General features: G+C 43.6%; 12 protein-coding genes. 9 read left to right on the forward strand and 3 right to left on the reverse strand.

The window, feature by feature from the left end; all coding sequences use genetic code 11:
* Nucleotides 1–23: 23 nt before the first annotated feature.
* Nucleotides 24–1,139: an alanine dehydrogenase gene (gene ald, locus K5L93_RS12340; RefSeq protein WP_220720124.1), complete on the reverse strand. Its 1,116-nt coding sequence runs from the start codon at nt 1,137–1,139 to the stop codon at nt 24–26.
* Nucleotides 1,140–1,308: 169 nt separating this feature from the next.
* On the opposite strand from ald, the gene K5L93_RS12345 reads away from it, so the two are divergent.
* Nucleotides 1,309–1,914 (forward strand): DUF4202 domain-containing protein, encoded by a 606-nt coding sequence (locus K5L93_RS12345; protein ID WP_016402261.1) that lies wholly within the window; start codon nt 1,309–1,311, stop codon nt 1,912–1,914.
* Between the two features lie 71 nt (nt 1,915–1,985).
* Entirely contained in the window at nt 1,986–2,993 is a 1,008-nt protein-coding gene (gene glpX / locus K5L93_RS12350; protein ID WP_220720125.1) for a class II fructose-bisphosphatase, read from the forward strand.
* Between the two features lie 48 nt (nt 2,994–3,041).
* On the opposite strand, the gene K5L93_RS12355 is transcribed toward glpX, so the two are convergent.
* Together K5L93_RS12355 and K5L93_RS12360 are read right to left on the reverse strand one after the other, a co-directional pair.
* Nucleotides 3,042–3,416: an acetyl-CoA sensor PanZ family protein gene (locus K5L93_RS12355; RefSeq protein ID WP_220720126.1), complete on the reverse strand. Its 375-nt coding sequence runs from the start codon at nt 3,414–3,416 to the stop codon at nt 3,042–3,044.
* A 20-nt stretch (nt 3,417–3,436) separates the two neighbouring features.
* Nucleotides 3,437–3,859 (reverse strand): hypothetical protein, encoded by a 423-nt coding sequence (locus K5L93_RS12360; RefSeq protein ID WP_220720127.1) that lies wholly within the window; start codon nt 3,857–3,859, stop codon nt 3,437–3,439.
* Between the two features lie 363 nt (nt 3,860–4,222).
* Here K5L93_RS12360 and K5L93_RS12365 point away from each other — a divergent pair, with 363 nt between their 5' ends.
* From K5L93_RS12365 to K5L93_RS12395, 7 genes are all read left to right on the forward strand, one after another.
* Nucleotides 4,223–4,774: a GspH/FimT family pseudopilin gene (locus K5L93_RS12365; RefSeq protein ID WP_220720128.1), complete on the forward strand. Its 552-nt coding sequence runs from the start codon at nt 4,223–4,225 to the stop codon at nt 4,772–4,774.
* A complete protein-coding gene (gene pilV / locus K5L93_RS12370; RefSeq protein WP_220720129.1) occupies nt 4,743–5,261 on the forward strand; it encodes a type IV pilus modification protein PilV in 519 nt (172 codons plus the stop codon). Before K5L93_RS12365 ends, pilV begins: the two co-directional genes overlap by 32 nt.
* Nucleotides 5,249–6,022, forward strand: a complete 774-nt coding sequence (locus K5L93_RS12375) for a PilW family protein (protein WP_220720130.1) — start codon at nt 5,249–5,251, stop codon at nt 6,020–6,022. Before pilV ends, K5L93_RS12375 begins: the two co-directional genes overlap by 13 nt.
* A gap of 3 nt (nt 6,023–6,025) precedes the next feature.
* A complete protein-coding gene (locus tag K5L93_RS12380; RefSeq protein WP_220720131.1) occupies nt 6,026–6,541 on the forward strand; it encodes a pilus assembly PilX family protein in 516 nt (171 codons plus the stop codon).
* A 4-nt stretch (nt 6,542–6,545) separates the two neighbouring features.
* Complete coding sequence (locus tag K5L93_RS20185; protein WP_220720132.1) at nt 6,546–6,941, forward strand: type IV pilin protein; 396 nt, start codon at nt 6,546–6,548, stop codon at nt 6,939–6,941.
* Nucleotides 6,941–11,428: a pilus assembly protein gene (locus tag K5L93_RS12390; RefSeq protein ID WP_220720133.1), complete on the forward strand. Its 4,488-nt coding sequence runs from the start codon at nt 6,941–6,943 to the stop codon at nt 11,426–11,428. Before K5L93_RS20185 ends, K5L93_RS12390 begins: the two co-directional genes overlap by 1 nt.
* A gap of 424 nt (nt 11,429–11,852) precedes the next feature.
* On the forward strand, nt 11,853–16,151 hold the full coding sequence (locus tag K5L93_RS12395; protein WP_220720134.1) for a pilus assembly protein: 4,299 nt from the start codon (nt 11,853–11,855) through the stop codon (nt 16,149–16,151).
* The last annotated feature ends 68 nt before the right edge of the window (nt 16,152–16,219 follow it).

Here is a 16,219-nt window from a genome sequence, read left to right on the forward strand (position 1 = left end):
CCAAAGCGCTCTTTTTTTGTGACTTAGACCAGCAGCTCTAAAGGCTCGACCGTTTCAATGCCTAGGGCGTCGCCCACTTCGGCACACGTTAACTTGCCATGCATTACGTTTAAGCCATTGCGCAAATGCTCATCATCCAACAAAGCTTGTTTGTAACCTTTATTGGCTAAGGTGATGATATACGGCAAGGTCGCGTTGTTGAGAGCCATGGTTGAGGTACGGGCTACGCCACCAGGCATATTGGCTACACAGTAGTGCACCACATCATCCACAATATACATAGGATCTTGATGGGTGGTTGCCTTAGAGGTTTCAGCACAACCTCCTTGGTCGATGGCTACATCAACAATTGCGCTACCTGCTTTCATTCGCTTAACTAAGTCTTTGGTAATTAGCTTGGGCGCAGCTGCGCCAGGCAATAATACGCCACCAATCACCAAATCAGCTTCTAGTACATGTTGCTCGATGCTACTGGCGGTGGAATAAACTGTTTTTAGTTGGCCATGATATTCAGCATCAATGTTACGTAGCACATCAATACTGCGATCGAGTATGGTGACGTCTGCACCCATGCCCACTGCCATTTGTGCAGCGTTTCGACCCACCATACCGCCACCAATTACGGTAACCTTAGCGGGTTCTACCCCTGGTACGCCACCCAGCAATACACCGCGACCACCTTTAGATTTTTCTAAGGCAAGTGCGCCTGCTTGAATCGCCATCCTGCCCGCTACCTCTGACATTGGCGCCAGCAAAGGAAGGCCGCCCCGAGGGCTGGTCACTGTTTCATAAGCCACACAAACTGCGCCAGATTTTATCAAATCATGAGTTTGTTCTGGGTCGGGAGCAAGGTGCAAGTAAGTGAACAATAACTGATCTTCACGCAACATTGCGCGTTCAACGGCTTGTGGCTCTTTAACCTTCACAATCATTTCCGCTGCGGCAAATACTTCCGCGGCTGTGTTTGAAATGTTCGCGCCGACCGCTTGGTAATCAGCATCACTAAAGCCAATACCTGCACCAGCCTGAGTTTCAACAATCACTTGATGGCCATGTTGAACTAACTCATTGACACTAGCGGGTGTCATTCCCACACGATATTCGTGATTTTTTATTTCCTTAGGTACACCAATCAGCATAGCGATTAACTCCTTTTAATATATGTATATTGGTCATATATGCCGCTCTGATTATTAACATATAGTTAAATGCGCTGATAATGCAATTGTTTTTTGGTGTAACCGTCTGTGTTGTTTTTGGCTTTTCGGTAGGATATGTTGTGCCCTTGTTAAAGGATAAAACAAAGTTATGGGAAAACCGCAAATCATGCAGCAAAATATTCTGAATCAGGTTTTAAACGATATTGATCAATTTAACTTAAATGACCCTAATAAGGAGATAGATGAGTTAGGAACCGAGCATGCCAAAGAATTTTTGTATGGCAAGCGCATGTCTAATTGCTTACATGATTTTATGTTAGCGCCTCCAGCAGAATTACAAATTGCCGCTCGCGCTCAGCATATTGGTCGTTGGTTATCATTACGAAGTGATTACCCAGAAGGCCGAGCGGGCTACTTAAAATGGCGTAGTGATTTAGGTAAAAAACACGCTGAACTGTGTGCAGAAATAATGCGTAAGCACAATTTAGACGAAACCCTCATCGATGCTACTGCCAGTTTATTACGCAAAGAAAAGCTAAAGCGTAACCCGCTTACCCAAGCCCTTGAAGATGTTATTTGCTTAGTGTTCTTAAAGTACTACTTTGTTGAATTTGCTAATAAACATGCTCAAGAGAAAGTGATTAGCATTGTGCAAAAAACCTGGGCAAAAATGTCTGAACAAGGCCAGCAAGCAGCACTCGCACTAGATTTGTCTGACGAAGCACTAAGCTTGGTAAAGCAGGCCTTAGCCTAGTTTTTCAGGCTGAATAAAACATAATCTTGTGCTAGTATTCGTCACGATTTTTAGTTGATTAGGCGTATCTGATGAGAAGAGATCTGGCATTTCGTTTTTCCCGCGTGACCGAAGCCGCAGCATTAGCTGGTTACAAGTGGTTGGGCCGTGGAGATAAAAATATTGCTGATAACGCAGCTGTTGAAGCCATGCGTATTATGCTCAATGACATCGACATTGATGGCGAAGTGGTTATTGGCGAAGGCGAGATTGATGATGCTCCGATGCTTTACATTGGCGAGCATGTTGGTACCGGTGGTGAAGGTGTAGATATTGCGGTAGACCCTATTGAAGGCACCCGTATGACCGCAATGGGTCAAAACAATGCTGTTGCCGTGCTTGCCGTAGGCGAAAAAGGCGCATTTTTACGTGCACCGGATATGTACATGGAAAAGTTGGTTGTTGGACCGGAAGCCAAAGGTTGCATCGATTTAAACCAATCGCTTGAGCACAATATTAAAATGGTTGCGTCAGTCTTGGGTAAAGAGTTGAGCGATATGACGGTGATTACCCTGGCTAAGCCTCGTCATGACAAGGTGATTGCTGAGATGCAAAAACTAGGTGTTCGTGTATTTGCTATTCCTGATGGGGATGTCGCTGCATCGATTTTATCGTGTATGCCACTTAGTGAAGTTGACATGATGTACTGTGTGGGCGGAGCGCCAGAAGGGGTTATTTCGGCGGCGGTAATTCGCGCTTTAGGTGGCGATATGCAAGGCCGTTTAATTCCACGTCACCAAGTAAAAGAAGATACAGCAGAAAATCGCGCCATTGGTGAAGAAGAGATTCGTCGCTGTGAAGCCGAAGATATTCAAGTAAACAGCGTATTACAGTTAAATGACTTAGCCAAAAACGACAACGTGATATTTTCGGCAACGGGTATTACCAAAGGTGATTTACTGGAAGGTATTAATCGCCAAGGTAATATTGCCACCACCGAAACGCTATTGGTTCGTGGTAAAACGCGTACTATTCGCAAGATTCAATCAACCCATTACTTGGACCGTAAAAACGACAACTTAAAGTCGATTATTTTATAGTTAATATTGAGTGAATTGATTAAAAACCAGAGCATTGCTCTGGTTTTTTTATAGCTGAAAAGTGAACTGATTGTTCAAACCAAGGTGGCGATAGAAGCCTAGAACAGCAGGATCATTACTATGGGGGAAAACCAAATAACCAAGGTCTTGTTGAGCAGCTAGCTGTAATAATTGCTGAAACATAAACAAACCTATGCCGCGGCGTTGGGTAACATCTCGCACCTGAAAGCGCTGCACTAACAACTGTTGTTTATTACAACTTACAACACAATATGCCACCACTCGTTGATTAAATGTACAACAAAACAATTGACCGGTTTGTTGCCATTTTTGCCATTGAGAAGACTCAAGGTTGGCTGATATTTTTGATAAATCACTGGCGCATTGTTGCCAGTTTTCAATAGCTTGAAAAGATAAACGCATAAAACCTTAGACTATATGTATTAAGAAACTTGAGAGAGTGGGGTATCGGTGATTTGCTCAATATCGAGACTGTGCCAGTTTTTCAAGAAATGCTGAGCATCTTGGTGAATAAGTTTAATGGCGTTTTTTAAATTTTCGTTAAGGTAGTCTCTGTCTTGATTGGCTAATTGGTTAAGGGTGTAACTTAAGTCATAAATTAGCGGACCTAAGTCAAATAGGTTATTTGGCTCAATGTTTCGCTTATGATTAGGCTGTGCCCGACGTTTTCGCCAAGTACTAAATGCAACCAAAAACAGATGCAATAATTGCTTTGATTCACGACAATCTAAACACGACTGCTGCACCCACCACGGTGCATTACCTTTCATGAAACTAACGCACTCGCCAACAACATTATTTACATAATTGTCATCAACGTAGCTAGGAACAGACTGAGGTTTCATAAAGTAAGTTGCTTGATTGTCGGTGGATTTAGATTACACATTTTACCCGCGCAAACCAACATTTTTCAGTGAGCTGAACAAGATATTGTTAGTCAACTTTTCTGTCAAAGTTACCGCTTCTGATTAAGTATTTGATTGTCATATAATTTGCTGTCAACCACGCGTTACAGCCGTGCTAGTAGGAAATATGATATCTGTCAACTATTGCTGTCCTGCTTATTGTGTATACCTGACATGTTTGCCAAAATGGACTGCTAATTTATTGATTTTTTTACTTTATAGTCTCATCAATTTGTTACTTGTAGAGTGAGTGATTTACTTTACATTATTTGCTGTGATTATTGCTGTTATGGATGATAAGCAATGCTTGGTATTTCCAAACAAGGCTATGCTGCAAAAGGCTTTACGCTGCTTGAGCTAATGATTGCTGTGGCAATTTTGGTAATAGTGTTGGTGATTGCCGTACCTTCTTTGCAGGGCTTGATGCAAGACAATAAACAAAAGGTCACTCGTGATCTATTGGCCAATAGTTTAATTGTGGCCCAGCAGGAAGCTATTCGAAACAACCTCTCTACTTATGTTTGTCCCACAACTAATGGCACGAGTTGTGAAGCAGCCTGGGGTGCCAACAAAGGTTGGTTAGTTTATGTTGATACAAATAGAGATGGTAGTTTAGACAGTAGTCATCCAGAAAAACAGATTATTGTTGCTCACCCAAAGCCGCAATCTGCCGAGCTTAAATATAGCCCCTCTGTGGCAGGTAGTACCTTAGTGCGCTTCTTCCCAACTGGTCATGCATCAGCGGGCGAGTTGACAGTGTGTGCCCCCTCTAATGATTATGACGATCAACGTATTAGCATTACACGTATGGGGAGGGTTGAATATGCTTCGCCATCAACGACTTACTGCAACTAAGCAACAAGGCTTTACCTTAATTGAACTGCTGATAGCAGTAGTTATTGTGGCTATTGGTTTACTTGGCCATGCGGCTTTGCAAGTGCAGTCGGTAAATACTGCCCATCAAGCCCGTTTTGCGCAAACGGCTAACATTGCCATGCTTGATATTGTGCAGCGCTTTAGTGCCATGCCTGAGGCTACTGTTGATAACGAATTTAATGCCGATAACTTGAGCGATGGTGCTGTTCCAACCAGTGAAAATTGTCTTGCTGCGTCTACAACCTGCACTCGAGAGCAGTTTGCTGCTTATGAAATTAGAGACTGGTTTATTAGTCACTCGGCTTACATTCCTCAGCTTCGTTTCTCTATTCAACATGCTAATAACTTAGTGACCGTGAAAATGACTTGGGATGCCAATCTATCTGGTGCAGGTGCCTCTGATTGCTCTGCAGATACCAGTGGTGCTGGTCACCAATGTAGTGAGGTTGCAGTATGGGTAAGGTGATGGGTAAACAAGCGGGTTTTGGCTTAGTTGAGTTAATGATCGCCTTGGTATTGTCTCTGATTGTGGTGGGGGGGTTGTATGCCGCGCTAATTGGTGACCAAAAAAGTTATGAGGCCACTCGAGCAAGCCACTTATTGGTGAGTAAAAATCGGATGAGCATTCAAACCTTGCGTCTTTATTTGCAACAAGCAGGCTTTCGAGATTATAACCAACTTTACCAAAATACCTTATTGCCGCTGGTTTCAACCGCCGATAGTTTTGGCTTTACTTGGGATGAAGCTCAAATGGTGCAAGGTTTAAATGACCAAACTACCTTTGCTGGCGCAAAAGCAGATACTGATGTTATTGCCTTTCGTTTTTATGGAGCCGCTGCACCAAATGCCAGTATGTATACTTGTGACGGCTCTGAGTTGGCGGCGGATACGGTAACAACCTTGGTGTTCTTTATTTCTACTAGTGACCAATTGGTTTGCCGCGACGCAAGTGGCGATACCATATTCGACGAAAGCATAGATAATTTGCAAGTACTATACGGAAGTGTAGATGACAGTGAATTTAAGTATTACACAGCCACCGAAGTCTCGGATTGGAATGAAATCAATCGCGTTAAAGTAGGCTTATTGGTCTCTCAAGAAGTATCGATGGGTAACTTAAGCAATACCAACAGTTACCAAGTGTTAGATAAAACCGTTGCAGTAAATGATAGAAGTATCCGACAAGCTGTTAGCGAAACGGTGTTGTTATTAAATATGGGAACTTAATTTATGCCTTTGAATAATATTAAGCAACAAGGCATGGCGCTAATCATGTCCCTGATAATGGTTGTGATTATTGCGATGATTGGTATCGCTATTGCCCAACAGGTGACGAGTGGCCGTAAAAGTTCCGCTGTGCACCAAGATCACTCGATGAGTTTTTCTCGCGCAACTTCCGGCGTTAATGAAGCGGAGTTTGTGGTTCGCCAACAAGCCTATCATAGCGATGCACTGCTCAACCCAGATACTCCTAACAACCTAGTGGCACCAGCCTTTAACTCTGATACCTGGTGGCAAGACGAAAACAATTGGAGCGCGGCCAACAAAATGACAGTGGTGACAGATGCGGGCGGAAATTTACTGGCTGGCTCACCTCGTTACATTATCGAAGATGGTGGTGTTGATTCCGGTTTGGTATTGGGCGTTCAAGTACCTAAACGTCGCTTTTTACGTATTACTTCTAAAGCGGAAGGCGAAGGTGGTGCGGTAACTTATCTACAATCTTACGTAGCGTTCATGGAGTAAGGAAGTGAAACAAGTAAAAGGATTTACCCTGTTAGAGGTAATGATAACCGTTGCCATCGTAGCCATTCTTGCTGGTATTGCTTATCCCAGCTACCTAAGTCATGTACAAAGCACAAAACGAGAAGAAGCAAAAAGAACCTTAGTTGAAGCTGCTCAGCAAATGGAAAGCTATTATGCAATGCATTTAAGTTATGCCAGCGCAGCTACCGGAACCAGTTTAAGCATCTACACACCTAGCAACGAATTTAACGAAATTTATACACTGACAGCCGATAATGTTAGTTCTTCTGGTTATAAGCTTACTGCGACGCCTAAAGGCTCTCAAACTGGGGACTCTTGTGGAAGCTTGAGTCTATCCAGTACTGGTCTTAAAGAACCCACTACGGGGGGCTGTTGGTAATGATTAATCTGACTAAACCCTCTCTTTACGCTCTAACTTTCTCTGCTTTAATCGGTGTTTCGCAGGCCGGTGACTTAGATCTAGCAGATGCACCTCTTTATGTAGCAACCACTCCGCCTCCTATGGTGATGTTGGTGATGGGGCGTGACCATACCCTTTATTACGAAGCCTATAATGATGCTACTGACTTAGACGGAGATGGTGATTTAGACTTAAACTACAAGCCAACGAGCATCACTTATGCTGGTTACTTTAATAGTTATCGATGTTATTCATATAGCAGTGGCATGTTTACTCCTGGAGATGAAGCAGATACCAATACTAAAGCCTGTAACAGTGGTTGGAGTGGTGACTTTCTAAACTACCTTACCATGTCGCGCATGGATGTATTGAGAGCGGTTCTTTACGGTGGCTACCGTAGTACCGATGACAATGGAACCACGGTATTAGAGCGAGCTTTTGTCCCGCAAGACGCCCATTCTTGGGGCAAGAGTTATACTTCTGAAGCTGTCAATGGTTTTAAGATTGAAGATTACACGCCTTATTCCAATCCTACCGGCAACAACAAGCACTTTTTTGGCACAGCTTCTTGGTCCGATGGAGGCACAGCAGAGCTTAGAGTTTTGCAAAACCTAGATAAAGATATTTGGCAGTGGGCTACAACAGGAAGACCCGTTCTGGATGATGGTGACCCATTTGATGATTATGCTTCTTATTTAGTACGAGTGGCCGTTTGTGTAGAAACTAAGCTTGAAGATAATTGTAGAGAATATAAAAGCGAGCAAGCGCCTGTGCAAAGCAGTTATAAACCTACCGGTTTACTGCATGACTATGGAGAAGATGGCGGTATTGAGTTTGGTTTAATTACCGGTAGTTTTGATAAAAATGCCTCTGGTGGTGTACTGCGTAAAGTCGTATCAGATTTTTCTGATGAAATCGAACTTTCTACCGGCCAGTTTAAAGCAGACGTAACAGGCATTGTTAGTACGATTGATAACTTGCGAATTTTTGGTTTTGACTATGGAAGCAAGAGTTATCCTCGAAACCATCAGGTTGATGGTGTCAGTACGAGTTGCGGTTGGATTAATGATCGCCCGATTCAAAGTGGAGAATGCGCGTCATGGGGTAACCCGATTGGTGAAATGCTCTATGAAAGCTTGCGTTATTTTCATGGCGAAGGTTACGCCAGCCCTGAGTATTCTTCTGGAAGTGGAGCTATCGATGCAGCAATTGGTTTGCCTTATGCTACATGGGACAAACCTTACGATGAGATTAACGGGGTAACAAGACCCTATTGTACTGCCGCTCACAATTTGGTGATTAGTGATTTGAGCCCTTCATTCGACTCTGACGAGCTACCAGGGGTAGTAAGTTTTCCTGAAAATAACTCTAATACGGGAACTTACAGCACTACTGCGCTCAACGGGTTTCACCTTGAGAATTTGTTAAATACTATATCGAGCAGTAGCAATGAGAACATTAGTGGCAACTATTTTATTGGTGAATCGACAGATGATGTTACCGGTTTATTAAGTACTGCCACTGCGCCTACAGCTAAGGTTGTTGAGTCACTTGCCAATATTCGCGGCTTGTCGCCACAAGAGCCTACTAAGCAAGGAAGTTATGCTGTCGCTGGGGCTGCTTATTACGGGCATAAAACAGATATGTTTAGTGATAAACCCGGCAAACAGGCTATCGATACTACCGTTGTAGCAATATCTTCCCCCTTACCTGAGATTAAAGTGCTGGTTGGAGACGACGCCCAAGAAGTTACCATTTTGCCTTTTGCAAAAACCGTTGGTGGGCATTACCAGACTACTGCGGTGAAAGATAGAGGCGCGTACCAACCTACTAATACTATCGTAGATTTCTATGTGCTTGAATCGGAACCGACAAAAGGCGAATTTGTCATCAACTACGAAGATGCTGAGCAGGGTGCTGATCATGAAATGGACATGATTGTGAAATACAAATACGAAGTAGTCGATGATTTGTGCCCTATCTATAATGTCGCCAATCATTGTCCAGGAGAGACTAAAAGAACTGGTGTACAGCTGTCGCTTGCAACCACTTTTACTGCCACTGGCTTTAGACAACATGCTGGTTATGTGATTGCAGGTACAGATAAAGACGGTATTTATCTCGATGTTCAAAAGAATTTTGGTCTTGATGGTGAAGGGAGGTCGCGACAAGACGCAACGGATTACTACCTAGATACACCATTACAAGATGATAGTGCGTTCCCAAATAATTCTAGGATAACGGGTAGCGCTAGTGAAAAACTAGAGCCTTTGCCTTATCAACGTACTAGGAACTTTTTCCCTAGCGCTACAAGTGAGGCAGAATACTTACCATCTCCGTTGTGGTATGCCGCAAAATGGGGCGGGTTTAATGACACTAATAGTAACGGAGTACCAGATGCCGGCGAGTGGGATAATGATGTAAGCGGAGAGCCTGATAACTTTTTCCCAGTGACAAACGCTGGTCAGCTTGGTGCGCAAATAGGCAAAGCATTAGAGAAAATTGCTAGTGGTGAACAATCGGCTAATCCACCAGTGTTTAATAATACTTTTTTAAATGCTAGTGCTTTTCTCTATCAATCTACTTTTGATGGTGAGTATTGGAGCGGAGATATAAAAGCTTTCGCTGCCGCTGATGCTGGTGGGTTTAGTACAACCGCAACTTGGAGTACTGCTGAAGAGTTAGATGCTGTCACGCCAAGCTCTAGAGTTATTTATACCCGCAACAATGAGAGCAATCGAATTGTTGATTTTGTGGTGCCAAATTCGCTAAATGGCGCTACTAATTCACTGAGTTTATCGCAAATTAATGCCTTATTGGACGGCCAAACTGGCAGCGATGCGGTTAAGTTGGCTTACTTAACGGCAGTAATCAACTACCTACGTGGTGAGCGAACCTATGAAGCAGCTGATTTAGCCTACAGCATGCGCACTAGAGCATCAGCCTTAGGAGACGTGATCAACTCAACGCCTTATTATGTTGATTTGGTCAATGACCATGCAGTAGAGAAACCCGTGTTGGTCTATGGTGCCAATGACGGTATGGTTCACATTGCAGATGCTGCCACTGGTGAAGAAATCATGGCTTATGTGCCAAGCCAGGTTTACCAAGGCTTAAATGCCCTAACCAAAAGTACTTATAATCATAAGTATTTTGTCGATGGGGGGATTGCTGGTTTTAGTGAAGAAAGTGGCAATACGACTAAAACCACCGTTGTTGGTACTTTAGGCACCGGATTTAAAGGCTTGTATGCGATAGATGTTAGTGACATGTCGAGCCCCAATAAAAATAAAATTTTATGGGAGATTGACACTGACACAACTGGATATTCCGGTATCGGTTATACCCGAGAAGAACCAACAATTGCTAAACTGGCTAATGGCAAAGTGGGGGTGATCTTCGCTAATGGCTATAACTCTAGCGATGATGAAGGGCAGATATTTATTGCCGATTTAGAGGATGGCAGCTTAATTAAAGCGTTAAAAACCGGTGTAGGAAGCGCCCAAGATCCTACTGGCCAAAACCGACCTAATGCATTAGCAAGCCCAGCAGCAGTGGATAAAGACGGTGATGGTGTCGTTGATCGTATTTATGCCGGTGATTTATTCGGTAATATGTGGGTATTTGATTTAACTGGTAGCAGCTCTGCCGATTGGGACTTAGCCACTACCGATGGAAAGCCATTATTTACAGCTGTTAGCCCAACTAAGTTAGATGGACTAAGTCATACTGCTCAAGCTATTACTACTCGGCCTTCTGTAGGTGCACATCCCTATGGTCTCTCTCAAGGTGTGCTAGTGGCATTTGGTACAGGTAAATACATCGAAAATTCAGATAACAATACTCTTGGTGAGGCTACCCAATCGGTTTATGTTATTTGGGATAAACTAAATGGCTCTTATGTTTCCGATTCGCGTTCAACTGTAGACGGTGAAGAGGTCTATAGCAGTTTATTGAGGCAGGCTATTATAGAAGAGGACGCTAAAAACCGACTGTTAACTGAGTATGTAATAGATTGGGGGACTCATAAGGGTTGGTATCTCGATTTGGTTAACTCTGAGGGTGGCAATACTAACAACTACGGCGAGCGACAGGTGACAAATACCCTGCTGTTGTTCAATAAGTTAAGTTTAACCACGCTGTTACCCAATGAAGATATATGTGCCTCTGGTGGTAGCGGTTGGTATATGGAGCTAAATCTACACTCTGGTATTACTTGGAATCACGGCACCGATGGCAATACCGACCCAGATGACACCTCGGATACCATCAATAATGATTCGTCACATCAAAAAGTAGATGGTATTCCTTCACCACCTACCACAATTATTGTTCCGCCAGACAGCGGTAATGCTGACGACGAAATTATTGTCAAAAACTGTGTAACCTTAAGTACGGGGGCGGTTTTTTGTTTTGACGATTACCAATCTCCCACAGGGCGTTTAAGTTTAAGAACCTTACACTAAGGTCTGGGTAGGAAATCAGATAATAAAAAGGGAGCTTTATAAAGCTCCCTTTTTATTTGATATTTACTATCGGGGGCATTTTTATGTTCTTTATATGACCTTTATATATTTTAGTTGGCAGTTTATTTAAATATATGTTTTTTATACATATTACTAATTTAAATTGTCTAGGGCTTCACTAAAATTCGATTGTTTAAAGATTAAAATTTCAGCAGGTTTTCTATGGTTGTTAGTTGTTGCATCAAGTCAGTTTGAGGTAACTGCAGCCTACGTTGTTGGAAGCAAAATTTTGAGTACTCTCGCCACACTATTTACGCAAGTGCGTTGCTGCAGGTTTGCGCAAAAATATATTCGTTTTACTTGCCTTGTTTTGACTATGGGCTTGTTGCTAAGTGTTATTTCATTAGCAACTAAAGCTGCCCAGTTGAATCTGGCTGATAGCCCCTTATATGTCGCAACATCCCCTTCACCAATGGTGATGTTGGTAATGGGAAGGGACCATACCCTTTACTATGAAGCTTATAACGATGCTACTGACTTAAGTGGCAATAACGACCTAGATATTAACTACAACCCCTTGCTTGTAGACTATGCGGGTTACTTCAATAGTGAGCGCTGCTACACCTATAATTCTTCGCAAAAACGTTTTACCCCTGGCGTTGAGGCGAACGCCAATACCAAAGCGTGCACTGGCTCAGGAGAGTGGAGTGGCGATTTTCTCAATTACCTCACCATGTCACGTATGGATGTTCTGCGCACTGTACTGTATGGCGGCTATAGAGCAATAGACAGTGAAGGCACAACGGTATTGGAACGGGTATTCATTCCGCAGGATGCTCACTCATGGGGTAAAAGTTATACCTCGGAAGCGGTGAATGGTTACCGCATCGATAACTACACCCCATTGTCTCAGCCTAATAGCAATCGTAAGCACTTTTTTGGCACTGCGTCTTGGTCTGATGGCGGTGCCCCGGAGCTAAGAATCAAAAAGAACCAGAACAGTGAGATATGGGAATGGGCGACTACAGAGCGTCCGGTACTAGCCGGGAGCTACAGCGAATCTTATGAAATTAGGGTTGAGGTATGTGTACAAGGCAAGTTGGAGGCGAACTGCAAAGAGTATCCCAACAAACAATACAAACCTACCGGCTTACTGCATGACTATGGCGAAGACGGCAGTATCGAGTTTGGGCTTATTACTGGTAGTTACGACAAAAACTTATCAGGTGGGGTTTTGCGCAAAGCGGTATCCCATTTTGGCGACGAGTTAATCAGTAATACCGGGCAGTTTAAAACCAGCGTAAACGGCATTGTAAGTACAATCAATAAATTACGTATTTATGGTTTTAAATATGGCAGCTATGAGTATGGCTGTGGCTGGATTACCGATCGTGCAATTCGTAATGGCGAATGTACTTCATGGGGCAACCCTATTGGCGAGATGTTGTACGAAAGCTTACGTTATTTCCACGGCGAAGGTTTTGCTAGTCGCTCATATTCAAGCGGCAGCGGTACTATCGATGGTCAACTAGGCTTGCCGTTTGCAAAGTGGGACGATCCTTTTGCTCATCGAGAGTATTGCGCAGCACCCTATAACTTGGTGATTAGCGATATTAGCCCGTCTTATGATTCTGATGAAATCCCTAACGCTCACCCAAGTTACGCAGGTTCTTATCAAGGGTCGCTACTTGACGGATTTCACCTTAAAAACTTGTTAGATAATATTTCAAAATACGAAAATATTGGTGGTGATTATTTCATTGGTGAATCGGTTAGTGATACTACCGGTACCACTAGTGCACCCACTGCAAAAAAAGTTAATACTTTATCGGAGATTCGAGGCCTCTCTCCTCAAGAGCCAACAAAAGAGGGCAGTTATGCAGTAGCTGCAGTGGCGCATTATGGTCACAAAACCGATATCTTCCCCAACAAGCCGGGTAAGCAAAATATTCAAACCACAGTGGTGGCTGTATCTTCTCCACTGCCTGAGGTGGAAGTTGAAGTAGACGGAGAAACCATCATCATTGTTCCGTTTGCTAAGTCGGTAGGCGGCTGTGCTAGTGGTAGTTGTATTAGTACCAATAAAGGGGATTTTCAGCCAACAAATGCCATTGTTGATTACTACGTAGAAGAGTTTTCTCCCACAAAAGGAACCTTTAGGATTAACTTTGAGGATGTTGAACAAGGTGCTGATCACGAGATGGACATGATCGTGAAGTACCACTACGAAGTAAAACAGCTGTGTGAGAATGCCTACGATAATGAGGCCACTTGTAGTAAGCGCTTAGGTGTTCAATTAACTTTAGATTCAATTTATGCCGCGGGCAGTATTGACCAACACGCTGGTTACGTTATTTCCGGTACTGACAAAGATGGTATCTATTTAGATGTGAAAGATCGTGGTGGAAATAAGCGTACTTATTACTTAGATACACCTTTACAAAATGATTCGGCTTTTCCAAATAACTCTCGGGAATCTAGCAACAACAGCTCAGATTTACCGCTAATTCGTAAACGGAATTTCTTTCCTAGTTCAAGCTCTGAGGCTGCGACCTTATTGCCTTCGCCGCTTTGGTATGCGGCAAAGTGGGGCGGTTTTACCGATACCAATAACAACGGCATACCCGATGACGGCGAATGGGACGAAGAAGAAAGTGGTCAGCCAGATAACTATTTCCCGGTAACTAACGCTGGGCAACTAGGCGCGCAAATTGGCAAAGCCTTAGAGAAAATAGCCAGTGGCAGCCAGTCGGCTAGCCCTCCGGTGTTTAATAACAATTTTTTAAGCAGTAGCTCATTTTTGTATCAATCGTCATTTGATGGGGAATACTGGAGTGGCGATGTAAAGGCATTTAAAGCGGCCAGTGGAGGTGGATTTAGCTCTACTGAGACTTGGAGCGTAGCCAAAGAACTTGATGCAATACCTCATCAACAGCGTACCATTTTCTCTCGTAATGGTGAGTCCGGCGAGGTCTTTGAGTTTACAGCACCAAACAGTTTACAGCCTTCCGCTATTGGTTTTAGCCAATCGCAAATCTCCGCCTTGCTGGCAGGGCAAACAGGCTCAGATTCTCTGAAGTTAGATTATCTTCAGGCGGTAGTGAATTACCTGCGAGGTGAGCGCACTTATGAGCAAAGTGACTTGCAGTTTTCCATGCGAAAACGCGCTACTGCATTGGGTGATGTCATCAACTCCATTCCCTATTATGTGGATCTCGCTACTGGCCACAAAGTGAATAAACCAGTGCTGGTGTTTGGAGCAAACGATGGCATGGTGCATGTGGTTGATGCTAAAACGGGCAAGGAGCTAATGGCCTATTTACCCAGCCAAGTTTATCAACATCTAAATAGCCTTACCCGCAGTACTTACACTCACAAGTATTTTGTCGATGGAGCTATTACCGGCTACACCGATGAATCGGATAAAACCACTGTAGTGGGAACTTTGGGCACCGGCGTGAAGGGCTTATACGCATTAGATGTTACCAATATGAATTGGCCAACTAAGAATAGCATTAAGTGGGAAATTGATAGTTCCACCAACGGCTTTGAAAGCCTAGGTTATAGCCGTGAGCAGCCTACTATTGCTAAGTTGGCCAACGGTACAACTGGAGTGATTTTTTCAAATGGCTATAACGCTGCAGATGATGAAGCAACTCTATATGTTGCCGACCTAAAAGACGGCAGTTTAATTGCCGCGCTAAGCACTGGAGTGGGCAGCTCAGGGGACCCTACTGGACAAGGTCGGCCAAACGCATTGGCTTCTCCCGCCGTGGTCGACTTAACGGGTAACGGTGTTGCCGATCGCATTTATGTCGGTGACTTATTTGGAAACATGTGGGCATTTGATGTATCCGATACTCGAGCCAGCAACTGGGAGCTCGCTACCATTCAAAGTGCTGGGTCTAAGCCGCCATTGTTTTCTGCAACTAGCCCAAGCAAACGCTTAGTTGGCTCTAGCATGCAATATCAAGCGCAGCCAATTACCACCAAACCGTCGGTTGGCGCTCATCCAATGGGCTTGAATCAAGGTGTGTTAGTAGCCTTTGGAACGGGTAAGTATATCGAAGTAGATGATAACGATGCCGATGATCAAGATACTCAAAGCATCTATGTCATTTGGGATCGTTTAAACGGCGAAGCCGTAAATTCTAAGCGCTCTAGAGTGAGTGGAGAAGATGTTTATGACGCGAGTTTGTTGCGGCAAGCCATTATCGAAGAGGATTCAAGTAATCGCTTGTTAAGCAATAATCCAATTGATTGGAATACCCATAGCGGCTGGTATTTGGATTTTGTGAATACCCAGAGTAACAATACCAATAACTACGGTGAACGGCAGGTAAGTAACAGTTTATTGCTCGCCAATAAACTTAGCTTTACCACTATGCTACCCAATACTGATACTTGTGCCTCTGGCGGTAGTGGCTGGTATATGGAGTTGAATTTACATACTGGCAGAACCTGGAACACTGGTACCGAGGGTAATACTGATCCCAACGATCCTAACGACACGATTAATAATGATAGCTCCCATCAAAAGGTGGAAGATGGTATTCCTTCTTCGCCAGGAGTAATTATTGATCCCAACTTACCTAGTGATGGTTCAGTTCACGATGGCTCGATTAATCAGAAAAACTGCATTACTTTAAGTAACGGTACCATGTTGTGTTTTGACGACTTTACCTCGCCAACCGGTCGATTAAGTTTACGCCGCTTACACTAGTAAGCCGCAAAGCGTAATAGAAGCAGCCCTCTAGGGCTGCTTTTTTGTTCAAATAAACGTCGATTTAT

The organism is Agarivorans litoreus (genome assembly GCF_019649015.1).
Taxonomy (GTDB): domain Bacteria; phylum Pseudomonadota; class Gammaproteobacteria; order Enterobacterales; family Celerinatantimonadaceae; genus Agarivorans; species Agarivorans litoreus.

Bases quoted from the DNA above. Each gene is read 5' to 3' on its own strand.
- ald (WP_220720124.1), bottom strand. From the start codon at position 1,139: ATGCTGATTGGTGTACCTAAGGAAATAAAAAATCACGAATATCGTGTG.
- K5L93_RS12345 (WP_016402261.1), top strand. From the start codon at position 1,309: ATGGGAAAACCGCAAATCATGCAGCAAAATATTCTGAATCAGGTTTTA.
- glpX (WP_220720125.1), top strand. From the start codon at position 1,986: ATGAGAAGAGATCTGGCATTTCGTTTTTCCCGCGTGACCGAAGCCGCA.
- K5L93_RS12355 (WP_220720126.1), bottom strand. From the start codon at position 3,416: ATGCGTTTATCTTTTCAAGCTATTGAAAACTGGCAACAATGCGCCAGT.
- K5L93_RS12360 (WP_220720127.1), bottom strand. From the start codon at position 3,859: ATGAAACCTCAGTCTGTTCCTAGCTACGTTGATGACAATTATGTAAAT.
- K5L93_RS12365 (WP_220720128.1), top strand. From the start codon at position 4,223: ATGCTTGGTATTTCCAAACAAGGCTATGCTGCAAAAGGCTTTACGCTG.
- pilV (WP_220720129.1), top strand. From the start codon at position 4,743: ATGCTTCGCCATCAACGACTTACTGCAACTAAGCAACAAGGCTTTACC.
- K5L93_RS12375 (WP_220720130.1), top strand. From the start codon at position 5,249: ATGGGTAAGGTGATGGGTAAACAAGCGGGTTTTGGCTTAGTTGAGTTA.
- K5L93_RS12380 (WP_220720131.1), top strand. From the start codon at position 6,026: ATGCCTTTGAATAATATTAAGCAACAAGGCATGGCGCTAATCATGTCC.
- K5L93_RS12390 (WP_220720133.1), top strand. From the start codon at position 6,941: ATGATTAATCTGACTAAACCCTCTCTTTACGCTCTAACTTTCTCTGCT.